The organism is Phycisphaerae bacterium, assembly GCA_041652575.1.
In the GTDB taxonomy this organism is placed as follows: domain Bacteria; phylum Planctomycetota; class Phycisphaerae; order Sedimentisphaerales; family UBA12454; genus UBA12454.
The window spans coordinates 26,472-44,073 of sequence record JBAZHC010000010.1 but is presented as its reverse complement, the minus strand read 5'-3'; the positions used below and the strand labels follow the sequence as shown (position 1 = coordinate 44,073).

The following is a 17,602-nucleotide window of genomic DNA, read 5'->3' as shown; positions in this document are numbered from 1 at the left end:
GAAGATTATATTGTTCAAGCTAAATTTATATTTGCGCCCAGTTGCTTCATTAATTTGACGAAATCCGGAAATGTTACATTCATCGCCTCTGCTGTGCCGATTGTGCAGGGTTCATCCAGCCCCATAGCCGCAAGAGAAAGTGCCATTACAATCCTGTGGTCGCCTCTGCCGTTAAGAACAGCTGCCTTTAATTTGCTGCCGTGAACTATCAGGCCGTCCGCCAATTCTTCGACTTTCGCGCCTAACCTGGTCAATTCCTCGGCCATACATTTTATACGGTCGGTTTCTTTTTTCCTTGCCTGCGGAACATTCAGAAATTTTGTAGTTCCCCGGGCAAATGCCGCCGTTACCGCCATCGCAGGCAAAGCGTCAGGCGTTCTGTTCATATCGATTTCGACACCTTTAAGTCGGCTCGATTTTATATGAACGCCGTCAGGAGTAATGTCGATTTTCGCTCCCATCTGTTTAAGATATTCGACAACGGCTTTGTCCGGCTGGCTGTCCGAAAAATCAAGGCCAGTGATGGTAATATCGGCATCGAGTATCGCAGCGGCGCAAAGGAAAAATGTCGCGCTCGAAAAATCTGCCGGAATCTGTTTGTCAAAGGCTTTGTAATTCTGTCCGCCTTTAACAATAAAACGCTTCATATTCTGATTTTCATATTTGATGCCCTGCCAGTCGAGCCAGTCGAGCGTTATCTTCACATAATCAGGCTCATTGAGCAGGGGCACAATAATTTCAGTGTCTTTCTGTGCCAATGGTGCCGCAAGCAGCAGACTGCTCAAATACTGGCTTGTGAAACATTCGATTGTTGTTTTGCCGCCGACGAGCCGGCCTTCGATTTCGACAGGGGCCGAACCGTTATTTTTCAAACTCCCTGCTTTTGCGCCGAGTTCATTTAACGAATCGAGCAGGGGCTGTATCGGTCTTGTTTGTATTTGTGCGTCGCCGGTGAAAGTTGCCTTTTTACCCTTTGGCAAAAGAGCCGCCGAGCCGACTGCTAATCGCAGCGTTGTGCCGGAATTGCCGACGTCGATAATTTTATCGGGAGCATTTAATCTTCCGCATGTGCCGGTAATTTTCCAGCAGGTTTTATCCGAGCAGTCTGTTTTTGCTCCGAGTAGGCTATAGCATTTTATAGCGCTTAATGCGTCATCGGAAATCAGGGGGTTCCTGATAAGACTTTGACCATCGGCCAAAGACGCGATCGCGACTGCGCGGATAGTATGCGATTTGGACGCGGGGATAGCGATGGTGCCTCTTAATCGGGATTTACTTGCCTGCAGTTTCATTATTGATGCCGGTAAATTTCCCAGCCCAGATAATTATCAAGGGCTTCTGTGATTGCATCGGCACTGGAGCAGAGATTTACCGCGACATGATGTTCGAAACCGGCCTTGCAGATATATTTCAGGAGCGACTGAAGGTTTTTAATCTTCATAACGCCGTAGCCGCCGAAACTGTTTATTGTATCGTTGGTGAATTCTCCCTGACCGGTATATGCCGTCATCATGCCGGACGTATCGTCTGTCGCGACCCTGCAGAAAGTAGCCTTGTTCGGAGCGATTCTTCCGACAATAGTTCCATAAGTATTATCTTTTCCGACCGAGCCTGCGATAATTGCCTGGTAGTCCATCTTTGCCGACCTGAAAAATGATTTCGGCAGATTGCTGCAGTGGAACAGCACGCATTTATCGGGATTGGTTCCGAAGTTATTGTTCCAGTCGAGCAGTGCGCTCGGCTTGTTTCCTGCAAGCTGCAGGATATACATTCCCAAAAGGCCGGTTATATCAACTTCGCAGGCGCTTGGACAAAGTCCCTGACTCATCATACTCATAACAGTGCACGGTACTACGCCGAAAAATTCTTCCATACTTGTCCAGCACTGAATCGCCGTTCCGGCCAGATTAAGTTCTTTAATCCAGCAATCGACGACGCAGCCGAATTTCGCCATCCTGACAAGGGCGTTATTCGGAATGCCTTTTGTCGAGACGTATTTTTTTATCGCCGTCAGTTTGTCCTTTACGGCTTTGTCGTTTTCTCTTAATTTTTCAGTTCTGCCGAAAATTTCCGACAAATCGAGTGTTTCGACCGAGACCCCGGCAAGCTCGAGAATTTTTTCGCTGTAACGGACTGTATTGAATGCGCCTGTTCTTGCGCCGATTGCCCCGAATCTTACGTTCTTAAGACCCTTTACAATTCGACAAACTGCGGCGAACTCATCGAGTTCCGCTTTAAACTCCGGCGAGTTTACCTTAACGGTATGTGATTTTGTAAGGGTGAATGGAACTCCAGATTGCCTGAGATTGTTGCAGACGCTGATTTTTCCGCAGAATGAATCGCGTCTGTTTGCGACCTTCATCTTTGCCGCGTCGTCAGATTCGGCCTGGATGAGAATCGGCACATTCAGACCGCAGCTTTTGATAACCTCGGCGGCGCCTTTTTCATCGCCGAAATTAGGCAGCGTTATTATTATGCCGTCGATTTTATCAGCGTTTTTGGCAAACAGCTCCGCGCATTTTTTCGCGTCGCTGTAAGTCTCGACGCTTCCGAACTTCGTATCTTTTTCAGTAAGACAAACAGCGTCATAACCGTTTTTCTTAAGTATGTTCAGTATATCCTCACGGCCCTTTTTGGCCAGCAGTGCCGGGAAAAAACCTCTATTGCCGACTATAACTCCGAATGTCATCTTGTTTGCCATATTTTGTAACTCCTTTTTTAAATTATATATGGAGCGGTATCATATATTCAATAATTAACACGGTCAAGTTTTTTGCCCGTAGTAAGCGTTTTTCCCGTGCTTGCGTAAATAATGCTTGTCGAGCAGCAGTTTCGAAATCGGCGTTATATCCAGATTTAACATTACCGTCCCGAACGCAAGCTTGGCTGTGTTTTCCAAAACTACCGCATTTTCCACGGCCTTTTCCGGACTTTCGCCCCATGTAAACGGCCCGTGACAGGCGACCAGTATCGCCGGCATCTGAAGCGGGTCGATATTTTTAAATCTCTTTGCTATTATCCTGCCGGTATTGAGTTCGTAATCATTTTTGATTTGAGAATCGGTTAAGCAATCCGTAACCGGCACCGCTCCGTAGAAATAATCGGCCCCGGTCGTACCAAGCGGCGGAATCTCCCGGCAGGCCTGTGCCCACATCGTCGCGTATGTCGAATGTGTATGACAAATTCCTCCGATATCGGAAAATATCCGGTACAGTTCGAGATGAGTCAGCGTATCCGATGATGGTTTCAGTTTGCCTTCGATTACGTTGCCCTGCAAATCGAGTAGAACGATTTTCGCGGGCGTTAATTTATCATAAGATATTCCGCTGGGCTTTATGGCGACAACGCCTTTTTTACGGTCAATGCCGCTGACGTTACCGAAGCTGTAGATAATGAGGTTTTGTTTTTGAAGTTCTAAATTTGCTTTGCAAACGGATTTTTTTAATTGTTCAAACATTATTTATTGACCTTTTCTTTAATTTCGAGCAATTTTTTCATAACATCTGAAAGCACAATTTTATTGTCTTTTATGCCGAAGGCATCGTGAAGTTTTTTATAGAGTTTATAAAGCTCTGCGTAAACTTTATGATTTTTCGCGTTTGGCTTATATGTTTTTTTCTTTACGCCGCACATCGCGGATTGTGCCGAGGCGAAATTATCAAAACCGCCTGCCTTTTTGCCTGCGATTACCGCCGCTGCGATTGCCGAACCCAGCGCACAGCTTTGCGATGAACGTGAGACCTTCATTTCCCTGCCGGTAATATCCGCGTAAATCTGCATTACCATCGGATTTTTCTCTGCGATGCCGCCGCAGTTGACGACCTCATTTATTTTTACTCCGTATTCTTCGAAACGGTTAAAAATTGTCAAGGCGCCGAAAGCTGTCGCCTCAATCAGTGCGCGATAAATTTCTTCCGGCTTTGTATGAAGTGTTTGGCCGATAAGTAATCCTGTCAATCTCTGGTCAACGAGAATTGTCCTGTTGCCGTTGTTCCAGTCCAGTGCGAGCAGGCCCGACTGGGCAGGTTTTAATTTCGCGGCTTTTTTTGTCAGTTCTTCGTGCGAGCCTTCGATTTTCCCGCCCGGCTGGATATAATTTACGAACCAGTTAAAGATATCTCCGACAGCCGATTGTCCCGCTTCCAGACCCCAGAAATTCGGCAGTACCGAGCCGTCAACGATTCCGCAAACGCCGGGTATATCTTTTAATTTGCCTTTTTTCGGGCTTACGAGAATGTCGCAGGTGCTTGTTCCTATTATCTTTACGAGCGTACCATTCTTGACGCCGCTGCCTACCGCTCCAAGATGTGCATCGAATGCACCGACAGCGACAGGAATATTTTCAGCAAGTCCGAGTTTTTTTGCCCATTCTTTTGAAAGTCCGCCTGCGGCAGTCTCGACGGTATAAGTTTTTTTGTAGAGCCTCTCTCGCAATGCGCCGAGCTTGGGATTGAGTTTGCTCAGAAAACTTTTTGCGGGCAGTCCGCCCCATTCTTCGCTGAACATCGCCTTATGTCCCGCTGCGCATCTGCTGCACTTCAGATTTTCAGGTTTGGTGTCGCCGACAAGAACAGCAGGGATATAGTCTGAGCATTCGACCCAGCTATACGCAGCGTCGAAAACTTTTTTATCGATGTTGAGGCAATGCAGTATTTTGCTGAAGAACCATTCGGATGAATATGTTCCGCCGCACTTGGCAAGATATTCAGGATAAAGTTTTTTCGCAAGGGCGGTAATCTGCGCCGCCTCAGCGTATCCTGTATGGTCTTTCCAAAGCCATGCCATCGCGTTGGGGTTATTTTTGAATTTAGCCAGCTCAGAAAGGGGAGTGCCGTTTTTATCGACAGGAATCGGCGTAGAACCTGTTGTATCGACGCCGAAGCCGATAATTTTATCTGCTGAAAAATTTTTATCGTTTTTCTTCGCCTGTATCAATGCGTTTTTTACGCTTATCTCGATACCTTTTATATAATCAGCCGGATTTTGTCTTGCGACATTCGCGTCTGAATGGTCGAGTATGATGCCATCTTTGCCCGATGGGTACGAAAAGACAGCGGTTCCTATTTCATCGCCATTTTTTGTATTAACTACAACGCATCTTACGGAATTTGTTCCGTAGTCAAGTCCGATTGTGTAAGCCATAATTTTCTCCGTGTTTTTATTTTAAAAGACCAAATTCCCTCAGCCAGTATTCCGTTTCGGCTTCGGTTATACCTGTAAATTTTGCCTGCGGCTCTAATTTCCTTTTTCTTTTTTTCTCAAGTGTTTTAATTACCTCCGTCCAGAAATCGACAGAATCGACGGCGGTCGCTTTTCTTTTTTCAGCCGCTCTTTTAATCCGTCTGTCGCTGCTGACGACGATAAGACTTTTCGGGGCGCTGCTTTCGACAATCATCGTTTCAATAATATCGTCAGCTTCGCGGCTGGTGCCGGAAAAAGTTATTTCCAGAAAAAATAAATTATTGAAAGGCGATTTGTCTTTCGGCCCGATTCCGTCAAAGACGAGACAGCCTTTCTTTTTTGTTCTGTAAAGATATTCGTTTATTATCCGGCAAATCTGAACATCGGTGATTTCTGAGGAATGCTCTGTCAGATTCTGCACGGTCCGCAGCAAATTATAACCGTCAATTATCAGCACGTTAAATTTTCCGCCTGTTGCGACATGGTTACACCGTGGCGAATGTCGAGTATCTGATTTCTCCGCCGACGATTGTGTATTCGACTTTGCCTTTCAGCTTCCAGCCGTCGTAGGGGCAGTTTTTGCTTTTCGAACGGAACTTATTCACATCGACTGTATATTCGAAATCCGGGTCGATGATGGTTATATCGGCCTGTTTACCTTTGCCTAAAGTGCCTTTATCGACGCTGATTATTTTCGCCGGGTTAACAGCCATTATAGAGACAAGCTGCGGCCAGTCTATTATTTTCGGCTCAATCAGTGCCTTGATATAAAGCCCCAGCGCGCATTCGAGACTTGCTATTCCGAACGGCGCCGCGAGAAACTCAAGTTCCTTTTCGCTTTTCAGGTGCGGCGCATGGTCGGACGCGAGCGCGTCGATTACGCCGTCTTTTATCGCCTGTTTTATAGCCTCGATGTCTTTGGCCGTTCTCAATGGCGGATTGACTTTATAATTTGTATCATAATCACAGCAGGCGTCATCGGTCAAAAGCAGATGATGAGGCGCAACCTCGCAGGTTATCGGCAGACAATCATTTTTGGCCTGCCTTATCAGCTCTGCCGATTTTGCGGTTGAAACATGCTGGACGTGGTATCGCATATTTGTTTTTCGGACAAGCTGAATATCCCGCCAAAGCATCATTTCTTCGGCCAGCGGGTCTATTCCCGGCAGTCCCAGTACCGTTGAATTAAAACCGGCATTCATCGCACCGGCTCCGGCAAGTAAGTTATCCTGACAATGCTGGCTTATAACAATATTTTTAAACATTGATGAATATTTGAGCGCCCTTAGCATTACAGCGGCGTTTTGCACTCCGCTTCCGTCGTCTGTAAAACCGACTGCGCCCGCCTGGGTCATAAATCCCATTTCGCTGAGTTGTTCGCCCGCTCTGCCTTTTGTGATAGCTCCCATCACATATACGTGCGTCCTTCTTGCCTGCCTGCCCATTCTGTGGATGTACTCGACGCTTGTCGCGTCGTCAATCGCAGGGTCGGTGTTCGGCATGCATACTACCGATGTGAATCCTCCCGCCACTGCCGCTGCCGAACCGGATGCTATTGTTTCTTCTTCTTCATCGCCGGGCTCGCGGAAGTGAACGTGAATATCAATCAGACCGGGCAGCACGTATTTGCCTGCTGCGTCGATTATTAAATCTGCCTTTGGTTCAAATTTGCTGACCTCGGCGATTTTACCATCGACTACGTAAACGTTAGCCTTTTGATTTATCTTGTTGGCCGGGTCGATTACGAAACCATTTTTTATAAGTATATTTTTTGCCATATTATTCTTTTGCCATTGCCGCCTGATTAACAAGGAACAGCACCGCCATTCTCACCGCAAGGCCGTTGGTTACCTGCTGCAGGATTACGCTGTTCGTACCGTCGGCTACTTCGCTTTCTATTTCCACGCCTCTGTTAATCGGACCCGGGTGCATAACGAGGATGTCTTTTTTCGCTTTTTTCATTCTCTCGACCGTCAGACCGAAATAGTGAGAGTATTCTTTTATTGATGGAAACGGATTTGTTCCCATTCTTTCGAATTGTATTCGCAGCATATTGATTACATCTACCTGCCCGATAACCGCGTCCAGCGAATAGCTTACCTGTACCGGAAGCTGGCTGACCTTTGCCGGCATAAGAGTAGGCGGGCCGACAAGAGTTACTTCGGCGCCGAGTTTTGTCATCGCGTATATATCGCTTCTTGCAACCCGCGAATGAGCGATGTCGCCCACGATTGCGATTTTAAGTCCTTCCAGTGAGCCTTTTATTTTTCTTATCGTAAAAGTATCCAGCAGTCCCTGTGTCGGATGTTCGCAATATCCGTCGCCGGCGTTGACAACGCAGGCGTTGATATTTCTGCTTAGAAATTTCGGTGCGCCTCCTGCGCTGTGTCTTATCACAACGATGTCGATTCCCATCGCTTCGAGGTTCCTTGCGGTATCCAGAAGCGTTTCGCCCTTGCTTACGCTGCTGCTTTTCTGTGTGAACTCTATGACGTCCGCGCTCAATCTGTTGGCCGCCAGTGTGAAACTGTTTCGGGTTCTTGTACTGTCTTCGAAGAACAGGTTGACTACTACCTTGCCGCGAAGAGTAGGGGCCTTTTTAATGCTTCTCGTACTTACCTGCTCGAAGCCCTGAGCGGTGTCGAGAATATATTCGATTTCCTCTCTGCTCAGCTCCCGCAGCCCGATAAGGTGTTTGCGATTCCATATAAATTCTTTTTTGCTCATATTACGATTACTCTGTCTTTGCCGTCGGATTCCACGAAATTAACCTGTACGGACTTATCTGCAGGCAGGTCGACTTTAAGACCGGCAAAATCCGCGTGTATGGGGAATTCTCTGCCGGCTCTTTCGACCAGCACGGCAAGTCTTATTGCTTTTGGTCTGCCCAGGTCAATCAGAGCGTCCATTGCCGCGCGGGCGCTTCTGCCTGTATATAGAACATCATCTACGAGGATTATTATTTTATCATCTATATTAAAACCTATTTCTGTGCTTCTTACGACAGGCTGGCTTTCGCCCTGGGGATTATTAATGTCGTCGCGGTAAAGGGTTATGTCTAAAGTGCCGCAGGGGGTTTTATTTTTGAGTTTTTTGGATAGTACCTCGGCAAGACGCTTGGCAAGAATCTCTCCTCTGCTTCTGACACCGATAACAACAATCTGGTTGTCTCTGGTCGCCTTTGAGATAATCTCATTGGCCAGATTTGTAATGCAATCAGCGATTTTATCGGAGCTTAAAAGAATTTCCATATTATTGCTTAATCCCAATCTCCAGACGTCCGAAATAACTTAGAAGAGTATAGCAACCGGATTATCCTTTAGCAAGGCGTAAATCGGCCTTATTTTATGCCGTTAACCGTGTGCGTCTAAAGAGTTAAAAAATAAAGTAGGCAGTCTGGAAAGACTAAGCAGAATATGGTATAATAGATATGAATTTTTCTAATTTTTAAGGGTGTTTTTTGGTTCGCAGATTTTTAAAATTGGCAGCAGTTGCATTGTTGTTTTCTACGGCTTTGGTTGTCGCGGCAGCCGTTCAGCCGGCCGCTCTCGATTTTATCGGGTTGTACAACCTCGGCGATATAGACCCTAATCTTACGGGCAAAGGTCTGAGCATCGGCCTTGTCTGCAGAAGCGATACGTATGTGGATTCCAAACCTCAGAATGATTACAGGCCGGATATTTCTCATAAATGTTTTGAAGGCCTCAAGGTAAATTTTTACGATGACCGGTACGGCCAACCCGGCACTTCAAGTCACTCAACAGCTATCGCTTCGATTCTTGCCGGTTTAGACGCAAACGCATTTTATCAGCCGATTGGCGATTTTTCATACAGGTCCGCTGCTCCTGATGCGCAATTGAATGTCTATGAATTCTGGCATTTTATAACGGACTATGTTTACCCGAGTCGCTGGCCAAAAGAAGATTTGCTTACGATTAGTCTTGGCTGGTCTTGCGAAGCCTGGTGGACAAGGGGCATTGACAATATGGCCGAGAATTTCGGTCTTTTGGTAGTTGCTTCAATCGGCAATGGGAAGAGTTCTTATGATTTGCCGTTATACCCGGCGGCAGGTGCCAATATACTTGCCGTTGGTGTTGTCGATTCAAATGCTTCATTGGCCGATTTTGGCGTGCCTGATGCGAATCGTTCGAGCGCGGGCCCGACGCTTGACGGCCGCTGCAAGCCGGACATAGTTGCCCCGGGCAATTGTCTTGTTGCTGTAGCGGATACTAACAGCCTTTACAGACCCAGCGGCGATTATTCGAGTTTTGCTGCGCCGGTAGTAGCAGGCGTTGCTTCCATGCTTATGCAAAAAGCTAAACAGGAGCCTGATTTGCAGCTTGCCGCCTCTCCTTTTGCGGGCAATTGTGTAATGAAATCTATTTTAATGACCAGTGCGAAAAAGCTCGCCGGCTGGCACAAGGGTTTCGCTGACAGTAACGACGATTCTGAATATCCGCTCGATTTCAGACAGGGAGCCGGGCTGGTGGACGGCCTTGCCGCCTATAATGTTCTTACCGCGGGCATGCGGCGTGACGGCGATGTGAATACCGCAGGCTGGGACATCAATATTATTGAGCCTAATTATATCGTCGAAAAAGTTTACAGATTCCAGACCGGCCCCGCCGCAAAAAGCCGGTTGACCGCGACTCTTGCCTGGAACAGAATTTATGAAAACCGGTATCCCTTTAATCTTCAGTTGAGCTTATTCAGCAATTTACAGCTTCAGTTATGGGCCATTGACGGCGAAGGCAGGTCTGAACTTGTCGATTACAGCGATAGTCCCGTTGATAATGTTGAGCATCTTTATGTTTCCCTTGACCCTGATACCGTGTATGAACTTGTTGTTTCCTGCAGCCTCGGTTCTCAGCTTCCGGATAGTTTTACCTCTTACGGCCTTTCCTGGCGGCTTGCCGGCGAAAATTCCGAAAAATAAAAATTTATCACGGAATATTACGCATTGAACGCCTAAGTATCGCCTTTAAATCCTGCACATTTTAAGACCACAAAATTTTTTTTTCGTAGTTTCATCCGCTCATACCTCAATATTCTTTTATTAAAATTTGTATTACAGGACCTTGAGGATTCTTACGCCGCTTCATTCAGCATGCACCGTTTTATTTCGTAGTATATATATAAAGAACGATTTTATGCGGGGGTGCTGTACCCCTGAAAATTGAAATTTGGAGGTTTAAAGGTTGATGAAAACGAGATTAACGGTGGTTTTGATTATCACGCTTTTGCTGTGTGCCGTATGTGTGGCTACTCCGATTTACGGAACTGTTACTATGAGCCAGTCCGGCTACGGGGCAAAGGACACAATGACAATATGGGGCGGCGGCTGGAACGGTCTTAATGTTTCCGCCGGCGTTTTTCTCTTTAACAAAACCGCAGGAACGGGCGAAGGTCAATATATCGACAATGGTCTTTTTAGCGGTTTCTGTATGGACCTTTCTGAATACACAGCGCCAGGAACTCTTACTTATGACGTGCTCAAAGTGCAGGATGGGCCAAGGCCGACGGCGTTTCTCGGCGGTTCTATGGGACAGGCGAAAGCTGATTATCTGGCCGAGTTATGGGGCAGATTTTACAATCCGGCATGGGCCGCAACCGGCAGCTATACTTCTCAGCAGAAAAATGAAGCCGGAGCCTTTGCCGCAGCAGTCTGGGAAATTATTTATGAGGATTTGCCGACTTCTTCTGCAGGCTGGGATGTTACCAGTGACGGCACCGGCGGCAGCAGAGGATTCAAAGCGACCAATCTCGATTCTCAAAAAGCAAATGACTGGCTGCATGCTCTCGACGGAACAGGTCCTATGGCGGATTTGAGGTCGCTTTCTTATCTCGGCGCGCAGGATTTCCTTGTTGCGGTGGATACCGGTGCAATTCCGGAACCTGCCACACTCGCATTCGTAGCTTTCGGTTTTCTTATGGTTGTCAGTAAAAAGAATTCGGCAAAGACTGCCTGATTTTTTGGGGGTTTAAAGTGTTTAGACTCAGATACAGTAGAATTGTAGTTTTATTTTTTGTCGCGGTTTTCACCTTAACCGCACAGGCAACTACTATAAATATCGACGAGCTTTCCTTATGGGCCGGCGGGACTATTGGTTTTGGAAATACTGTAACCGTCGGCGGGCCTGTTGCTTCCGCGGGAAATATTTCTGCAGGTAACGGGACAAGCCTCAGCTCGATATATACTCAGGGCAATCTCTGGCTCGGAAATAATTCCGTTGTAAGCGGCAATGTCCTCGCCAACGGCTATGTGCATACCGGCAATAATGTTTTAATCAGCGGTACTTCCGTCAGCTTTGGAGATTTTGTATTGCCGCCGCTCGATTCACTTCAGCAGAACGCTGTCGGAACAAATAATATTTATGGTGAAAAATACAGTACTAAGACTCTTCAGCCCGGCGAATATCGAGACTGGAGTTTTGACAAAAATGTGACGCTTAATCTTTCCGCCGGCGAGTATAATCTGAAAAACTTCTGGATGAACAAAGACGGCGTTGTAAATATCGATACGAGCCTCGGCGATGTCGTTCTTAATATTGCCGGCCAGTTCGATACGGGCAAAAGTGTAACTTTCACAAACTCAGGTTCGGGCAATCTGTTTATCAATGTTTTCGGTCACGATGCCTGGCTGGGTGAAAATACAAAACTTGCAGCCGTTGTAAAAGTTTACGGCGGCGATTTCGGCACTGACAGTTCTTCTGACCTTTCCGGAAGCTTTTATGCCGCAGGCAATATCTGGCTCGGTAATAATTCACAGGTCGTCTATAGCCCGGTTACGGTAATACCTGAGCCTGCTTCGCTTGCTTTGTTTGTTATGATGGGATTTTTCCTGTCGGGCAGAAAAAGTTTAAAGCTTGGTTAGTAAAACAAAGAATAAAAAATATGGGGGAATTAAAATGAGCAAAATTACATTTTGGTTGGCAGCCGCTTTATTGGTTGGCATATTGACTTCAGTTCGTACAACTCACGCGGGCGTTGTTTATTCAAATGACTTTGAGTCGGTTGTCGGTTCGGAGTGGTCGAATATATCGGTAGATATAACTCCTGCCGGGAGCAGGACTTTCCTCGGACAATTTGGCGGTAACGACTTTGTTACTTTATCTCTCGATAATCTGCCCGCCCACCAGTCTGTTACATTGTCCTTTGATTTGTTTGTAATTCAGTCATGGGACGGCACCGGCGCCGATTGGGGCCCTGATGTTTGGCAGCTTAGTGTGGTCGATGGTCCTGAATTATTGAATACTACATTTAGTAATACCGCCCAGGACGGTCATATGCAGTCTTATCCGGCCTCTTATTCCAGTTCGCAGGAATATCCGGCACAAACAGGAGCGGCGGAAACAAACACGCTCGGTTATGAATTCTATGGCGATTCTGTTTACAATCTCAGCTTTACTTTTACTCATTCTGCCAATTCGTTAACGCTCAGCTTTGCAGGATTGGGACTTCAGGATGTCTGCGATGAAAGCTGGGGACTGGATAATGTGACTGTAGCTTCATCTGAATTCGCTATTCCTGAGCCTGCGACTGTTGCGTTTTTCATTATGGCAGGATTTTTCTCGGCAGGCAAAAAAAAGAAATAAATAGACGCCACGACCTGGCAAATTATCTGTTTCGTTGGAAACAGGGGGTTAAAATAAAGTTAAAAGCTCAACCCCCCGTCCCAAAGATACATCAACTGCGGTGTCGTAAGTTCATATATCGTATCGCGGTTAAGATGCAGGAATGATTTTACCCCTGTTTTTCCTCCCAGCCAGTCTTCCAGTGAAAAAGTCTTGTTATATTCCACGACTTTGGCATCGGCAATATTTGCCAGTTTTTTTGCCTCCGCTATCGCTTCGGGCATATAGCCGATTTCGTCGATTAGTTTGTTATCGAGAGCCTGCTGTGCGTTATAAACGCTGCCGTCGGCCAAAGCCCGTATCTGCGGCTCGGTCAGCTTGTCTTTTCTGCTTTTTATCACAACTCCGAGAAACCTTTCATAAGCCGGTATGATAAGTGTTTCATTAAGGTATGCCGTTTGTTCTTCGGTTACAGGCTCGAAACTTGTCGGCCAGTCTTTTTTCGGGCCGGACTTAATAACTACCGGTTTTATGCCCAATTTCTGTTCGAACAAATCCTGAAGGACGAAATGTCCCATTATCACGCCGATTGAGCCTGTGATTGCGGTCGGTTCGGCGATAATTTTATCGCAGGCCGACGAGGTATAAAAGCCGCCCGATGTGGCGATTGTCTGCATAAACGCGATGACAGGCTTGCCCGTTTCGGCTCTGAATCGGGTTATTTCATCGTATATCCGGTCGCTTGCCGAGATTCCTCCGCCGGGCGTAATGGTTTTGAATATTACCGCCTTGACGTTTTTATCCTTTTTAGCGGCCTTAATCTGGCTTGATGCCAGGTCCGCAAGTTCAGTATTGATTATGCCTTCTATTTTAATGACCGCAATTTTATTGTTGGACGAGCTGTCCTCGATTACTTTTTCAACAACAGAGTCGCTCAAATTCGTCCCTGTCAGCAGCTGGGAGCCCACAACAATAAGGGCCAGAAAAAGGACAAAATTTGCTATTATTGACAGGCCCAGGATGATACCGAAGAATATCTTCCAGCCGGTTCCTCTCGATGCGGGCCGGGGCGGCTGGTTTGACAGGTAAGAGTTTTCCATTGGGTCCATTTTTAGTCCTTTCGTTCCTGAATATCCGTACAATTGTAGAAACGCACCCCGAAAATGTCAAAAGATTTAGCCGGCTATTCGGAATTAGCCGCCCAAACCGATATTTTTTGCTTTCTCATCGGAGTAGTGGTTGTTAGAATTGACGCAATCGTAAATATATTTGGAGTACTCGTATGTTAAGAAACCTGCAGATAACCAACGGAAAACTGGTTGAGTGTGCCAATAATGACGCCGCTATATTTGTTTATATCGCTCCGGATGAAAACGAGCGAAAGCATCTGGTCGACCATCTCAAGATTGACGAGCACACTCTTAGTTCTTCTCTTGACCCTGATGAGCCGAGCCGTCTTGAGTTCGAGCCGGAGCATATCGCGATGATTCTTAAACGGCCCAAACATTATGCTCCTGAGGATGAGTTTTTGTTTAAGGCTCTTTCTGTCGGCGTGTTTATTTTCACCGACCGTCTTGTGATTGTGATTGCTGATGATATGCCGTTATTTGACGGCAAGATATTCAACAGGGTTACTTCGATTCTCGACCTGTCGCTGAAGCTTATCTTTCGTGCCATTTTACATTTTGTCGAGCATCTTAGGGGTATCAACAGAATCTCCAACGAGCTTGAGCAGCAGGTAAACGTCGCCATGGAAAATAAATACCTGTTGAATATGTTTACGCTTGAAAAGAGTCTGGTTTATTATCTTAACGCCATACATTCCAATGCCGTGCTTATCAGCAGGCTCAAAACTTATTCGGCCAGGATAGGTCTTTCGCAGGAAAATCTCGAATTTCTCGACGATATGTCGATTGAGAACAATCAGTGTCTTGCCCAGACTGAGATATTTTCTCAGGTGCTTTCGAGTATGATGGATGCACGTGCTTCGATTATCAGCAACAATCTTAATATTCGCATTAAGGCGCTGACGATTCTGACGATTGTTATTATGCTGCCCACCCTTGTGGTGAGCGTTTTTTCGATGAACGTTATTTTGCCTTTCAAACACGATGCCCCGGCCTCTTTCTGGATAATTTTCCTGCTGGCGTTTTTGCCGGCGATAACAGTGGGTATGCTATGGTGGCGCAAAAGGTGGTAAGCCCCCACACCAATATTCTGGTTGGGGAAAATATTAGAGCGTAAAAAGTGGAAACCAAATTTTCAAAAACTTTTATATTGGTGTGGGGGTAAATGGATTGTCCGGCCTGTAAAAATCCGATGATTATATTGGAGCTTGACCGGGTCGAAACAGATTACTGCCAGAACTGCGGCGGTATCTGGCTTGATGCCAGTGAGCTTGAGCTGCTGTTTGAAGACCAGCGGCAGAGCCGTTTGTTTATCGATTCCTTTGAACAGGTAAAATCCTCAAAGGAACAGTCTCGTCCATGCCCGATATGTCTTAAAAAGATGCATAAAATCCAGGTCGGTGGCGATGAGCCTGTTGTTATCGACCGTTGCGCAAATGGCCACGGCCTGTGGTTTGATAAAGGCGAGTTGCCCCGGGTGCTCGCAAGAGGATGTTTGGACAAAGACAGGAAAGTTATTAAACTTCTGACGGAAATATTCGGTAAAAATAAAAGCGAGGCGAAAAATGGTGATTGAAAAAGGTACTTTCGGAAAGCTGAGCCATAATAAAGACATCGAATTTTTTGTTTTAAAAAACAGGGCAGGCATTGAGGCCGGGCTGATTTCATTTGGAGCGACGCTTGTTTCGCTTAAAGTGCCCGACAAAAACGGCAAATTCGCCGATATCGTTCTTGGCTATGACGACCTTGACGGGTATATGAACGACAAATGTTTTTTCGGCTGCACTGTCGGACGCTTCGCAAATCGGATTGCAAATGCCAAATTTACCCTCGACGGCAAAGAATATAAACTGATTACAAATAACGGCAAAAACCACCTTCACGGCGGAATTAAAGGTTTCAACAGGGCGCCTTGGCATGCCGAACCATTCGAAGACAGCGACGGCTGCGGAGTTATATTCAAATATTTAAGCCCCGATGGCGAGCAGGGCTACCCAGGCAATCTCGATGTTACCGTTACTTATACCCTTACGGATGATAACGAACTGAAAATCAGCTACCAGGCCGTAACTGATAAAAAGACTATTGTTAATCTTACCAACCACAGCTATTTCAATCTTGCAGGCCACGATAAAGGCGATATCCTTTCGCATCGCATACAAATAAACGCCGACAAAACCACAGTTGTCGACAGCGGCTACATTCCTACCGGCAAAATTAAATCCGTCAAAGATACCGAGCTTGACCTTACCGTGTCGAAGCCGATTGGCGAAAATATCGGCAAATTCGGAATTGGATACGATTTTAATTATATCCTGAATAAATCATCGCCGGCCGAGCTTTCACTCGCTGCAAAAGTCGTAGAACCTCAAAGCGGCAGGGTGATGGAAGTTTTCACTACTGAACCTGCGGTTCAATTTTATACGGGCAACTTTATTAATGACGTAACGGGCAAGGCCGGCGCACTGTACAAAAAGCACGGAGCTTTTTGTCTTGAGACGCAGCATTATCCTGATTCGCCCAATCATCCCGATTTTCCTTCTGTGACGCTTGAGCCGAAACAGGTTTACAGGCATCTTGTTGTTCATAAGTTTAGTACGATTTAAAAAGGGAGATAATTATGTGGGAAAAAATAAGAATTAGATACTGTTTTATTTTACTGCTTGCACTCGCTTCGGCGGGTGCATTCGCAAAGGCGGACAAAAAATCCAGCGTGGAATCGTTTACCCTGAAAAACAAAAACGGTATGGAAGCGAAGTTTATCTCACTGGGAGCGACGCTTGTTTCGCTTAAAGTGCCCGACAAAAACGGCAAATTCGCAGATGTTGTTCTCGGTTTCGATAGTCCCGCCGAATATATGAAAGATACGAATTATTTCGGCTGCGTAGTCGGCCGATACGCCAATCGTATAGCGAATGGTAAATTCAAACTCTACAACAAGGAATACACACTTGCTGTTAACAACGGCCCAAACCATCTTCACGGCGGCATCAAAGGCTTTAACAGGGTCATCTGGAATGGCAAAAAGATTAAAACTGATAAGTATTCCGGCGTGGTCTTCAAATATTTAAGTCCCGCCGGCGACCAGAACTATCCCGGCAATCTCGATGTTACGGTTACTTATACTTTGACAAATAACAATGAATTGAGAATAAGTTATAAAGCAACCACCGACAAAAAAACGGTAATTAACCTTACCAACCACAGCTATTTTAATCTCGCAGGTCAGGGCACCGGCGATATTCTCGCTCATGAATTGATGATAAACGCCGATTTTTACACGCCTGCGGACGGCAACTGTACCCCGACAGGCGAAATCAGAAAGGTCGAAGGCACCGACCTTGATTTCAGACATCCAATGGCGATTGGAAGCAGGATTGAGAAAGTTGGCGGTTACGATAATAATTATGTTTTGAACAGGGATTCCGCCGGCCAGTTTGTACTCGCCGCCCGGGTAACAGAGCCGGCAAGCGGCAGGGTTATGGAGGTTTTCACCTCGCAGCCGGCAATGCAGTTATATACCGGTAATTTTCTCAATGGCATAAAGGGCGAAAACGGCAGCGTATATAATAAGTATTATGGTTTCTGTCTTGAAACTCAGCATTTCCCCGATTCGCCGAACAGGCTTTATTTCCCATCGGTGCTTTTAAGGCCGGGCGAAACTTTTAGTCAGTTGACAGCGTATAAATTTTCGGTTCAGTAAATTTTCGAAAGGGTGGT

At 46.2% G+C, this 17,602-nt stretch carries 17 protein-coding genes; 8 read left to right on the top strand and 9 right to left on the bottom strand.

The annotated features are described in order from the left end of the window. Positions 1 to 14: 14 nt before the first annotated feature. The 8 genes from aroA to pyrR all read right to left on the bottom strand — a co-directional run bounded on the left by aroA (position 15) and on the right by pyrR (position 8,432). Positions 15 to 1,292, bottom strand: coding sequence for a 3-phosphoshikimate 1-carboxyvinyltransferase (gene aroA, locus WC496_08510; GenBank protein ID MFA5293059.1), 1,278 nt, complete (start codon positions 1,290 to 1,292; stop codon positions 15 to 17). Next, on the bottom strand, positions 1,292 to 2,701 hold the full coding sequence (locus WC496_08505) for an L-fucose/L-arabinose isomerase family protein (GenBank protein MFA5293058.1): 1,410 nt from the start codon (positions 2,699 to 2,701) through the stop codon (positions 1,292 to 1,294). Before WC496_08505 ends, aroA begins: the two co-directional genes overlap by 1 nt. Positions 2,702 to 2,764: 63 nt before the next feature. Next, on the bottom strand, positions 2,765 to 3,457 hold the full coding sequence (gene araD / locus WC496_08500) for an L-ribulose-5-phosphate 4-epimerase AraD (GenBank protein MFA5293057.1): 693 nt from the start codon (positions 3,455 to 3,457) through the stop codon (positions 2,765 to 2,767). Further along, entirely contained in the window at positions 3,457 to 5,142 is a 1,686-nt protein-coding gene (locus WC496_08495; GenBank protein ID MFA5293056.1) for a ribulokinase, read from the bottom strand. Before WC496_08495 ends, araD begins: the two co-directional genes overlap by 1 nt. 16 nt (positions 5,143 to 5,158) lie before the next feature. Continuing rightward, complete coding sequence (locus tag WC496_08490) at positions 5,159 to 5,638, bottom strand: NYN domain-containing protein (protein ID MFA5293055.1); 480 nt, start codon at positions 5,636 to 5,638, stop codon at positions 5,159 to 5,161. A 28-nt stretch (positions 5,639 to 5,666) separates the two neighbouring features. Beyond that, positions 5,667 to 6,959 (bottom strand): dihydroorotase, encoded by a 1,293-nt coding sequence (locus WC496_08485; protein ID MFA5293054.1) that lies wholly within the window; start codon positions 6,957 to 6,959, stop codon positions 5,667 to 5,669. 1 nt (position 6,960) lies between these two features. After that, the gene (locus WC496_08480; protein MFA5293053.1) at positions 6,961 to 7,908 is read right to left on the bottom strand and encodes an aspartate carbamoyltransferase catalytic subunit; all 948 of its coding nucleotides are present in this window, start codon (positions 7,906 to 7,908) and stop codon (positions 6,961 to 6,963) included. Continuing rightward, positions 7,905 to 8,432 carry a bifunctional pyr operon transcriptional regulator/uracil phosphoribosyltransferase PyrR gene (pyrR, locus tag WC496_08475; GenBank protein ID MFA5293052.1) on the bottom strand — a complete coding sequence of 176 codons (528 nt, stop codon included), beginning with the start codon at positions 8,430 to 8,432 and terminating at the stop codon, positions 7,905 to 7,907. The genes WC496_08480 and pyrR overlap by 4 nt, the downstream gene beginning before the upstream one ends. Positions 8,433 to 8,641: 209 nt before the next feature. Here pyrR and WC496_08470 point away from each other — a divergent pair, with 209 nt between their 5' ends. From WC496_08470 to WC496_08455, 4 genes are all read left to right on the top strand, one after another. Then, positions 8,642 to 10,117, top strand: coding sequence for a S8 family serine peptidase (locus WC496_08470; protein ID MFA5293051.1), 1,476 nt, complete (start codon positions 8,642 to 8,644; stop codon positions 10,115 to 10,117). 265 nt (positions 10,118 to 10,382) lie between these two features. After that, complete coding sequence (locus WC496_08465; GenBank protein MFA5293050.1) at positions 10,383 to 11,150, top strand: hypothetical protein; 768 nt, start codon at positions 10,383 to 10,385, stop codon at positions 11,148 to 11,150. A 17-nt stretch (positions 11,151 to 11,167) separates the two neighbouring features. Continuing rightward, on the top strand, positions 11,168 to 12,055 hold the full coding sequence (locus WC496_08460) for a hypothetical protein (GenBank protein MFA5293049.1): 888 nt from the start codon (positions 11,168 to 11,170) through the stop codon (positions 12,053 to 12,055). A 34-nt stretch (positions 12,056 to 12,089) separates the two neighbouring features. Next, on the top strand, positions 12,090 to 12,776 hold the full coding sequence (locus WC496_08455) for a hypothetical protein (protein ID MFA5293048.1): 687 nt from the start codon (positions 12,090 to 12,092) through the stop codon (positions 12,774 to 12,776). A gap of 59 nt (positions 12,777 to 12,835) precedes the next feature. Here WC496_08455 and sppA read toward each other — a convergent pair whose 3' ends face one another. Beyond that, positions 12,836 to 13,864 carry a signal peptide peptidase SppA gene (sppA, locus tag WC496_08450; GenBank protein MFA5293047.1) on the bottom strand — a complete coding sequence of 343 codons (1,029 nt, stop codon included), beginning with the start codon at positions 13,862 to 13,864 and terminating at the stop codon, positions 12,836 to 12,838. A 173-nt stretch (positions 13,865 to 14,037) separates the two neighbouring features. Here sppA and WC496_08445 point away from each other — a divergent pair, with 173 nt between their 5' ends. The 4 genes from WC496_08445 (at position 14,038) to WC496_08430 (ending at position 17,585) form a co-directional block, all read left to right on the top strand. Further along, complete coding sequence (locus WC496_08445; GenBank protein MFA5293046.1) at positions 14,038 to 14,955, top strand: magnesium transporter CorA family protein; 918 nt, start codon at positions 14,038 to 14,040, stop codon at positions 14,953 to 14,955. Positions 14,956 to 15,047: 92 nt separating this feature from the next. Next, positions 15,048 to 15,458, top strand: a complete 411-nt coding sequence (locus tag WC496_08440; protein MFA5293045.1) for a zf-TFIIB domain-containing protein — start codon at positions 15,048 to 15,050, stop codon at positions 15,456 to 15,458. Continuing rightward, a complete protein-coding gene (locus WC496_08435) occupies positions 15,448 to 16,488 on the top strand; it encodes an aldose epimerase family protein (protein ID MFA5293044.1) in 1,041 nt (346 codons plus the stop codon). Before WC496_08440 ends, WC496_08435 begins: the two co-directional genes overlap by 11 nt. Before the next feature lie 14 nt (positions 16,489 to 16,502). Further along, positions 16,503 to 17,585: an aldose epimerase family protein gene (locus WC496_08430; protein ID MFA5293043.1), complete on the top strand. Its 1,083-nt coding sequence runs from the start codon at positions 16,503 to 16,505 to the stop codon at positions 17,583 to 17,585. Positions 17,586 to 17,602 lie beyond the last annotated feature (17 nt).

Coding starts and splice junctions, on each gene's coding strand:
- WC496_08455 (MFA5293048.1), top strand. CDS start 12,090: ATGAGCAAAATTACATTTTGGTTGGCAGCCGCTTTATTGGTTGGCATA.
- WC496_08430 (MFA5293043.1), top strand. CDS start 16,503: ATGTGGGAAAAAATAAGAATTAGATACTGTTTTATTTTACTGCTTGCA.
- WC496_08485 (MFA5293054.1), bottom strand. CDS start 6,959: ATGGCAAAAAATATACTTATAAAAAATGGTTTCGTAATCGACCCGGCC.
- WC496_08440 (MFA5293045.1), top strand. CDS start 15,048: ATGGATTGTCCGGCCTGTAAAAATCCGATGATTATATTGGAGCTTGAC.
- WC496_08480 (MFA5293053.1), bottom strand. CDS start 7,908: ATGAGCAAAAAAGAATTTATATGGAATCGCAAACACCTTATCGGGCTG.
- WC496_08505 (MFA5293058.1), bottom strand. CDS start 2,701: ATGGCAAACAAGATGACATTCGGAGTTATAGTCGGCAATAGAGGTTTT.
- WC496_08495 (MFA5293056.1), bottom strand. CDS start 5,142: ATGGCTTACACAATCGGACTTGACTACGGAACAAATTCCGTAAGATGC.
- pyrR (MFA5293052.1), bottom strand. CDS start 8,432: ATGGAAATTCTTTTAAGCTCCGATAAAATCGCTGATTGCATTACAAAT.
- WC496_08445 (MFA5293046.1), top strand. CDS start 14,038: ATGTTAAGAAACCTGCAGATAACCAACGGAAAACTGGTTGAGTGTGCC.
- araD (MFA5293057.1), bottom strand. CDS start 3,457: ATGTTTGAACAATTAAAAAAATCCGTTTGCAAAGCAAATTTAGAACTT.
- WC496_08435 (MFA5293044.1), top strand. CDS start 15,448: ATGGTGATTGAAAAAGGTACTTTCGGAAAGCTGAGCCATAATAAAGAC.
- aroA (MFA5293059.1), bottom strand. CDS start 1,292: ATGAAACTGCAGGCAAGTAAATCCCGATTAAGAGGCACCATCGCTATC.
- sppA (MFA5293047.1), bottom strand. CDS start 13,864: ATGGACCCAATGGAAAACTCTTACCTGTCAAACCAGCCGCCCCGGCCC.
- WC496_08465 (MFA5293050.1), top strand. CDS start 10,383: ATGAAAACGAGATTAACGGTGGTTTTGATTATCACGCTTTTGCTGTGT.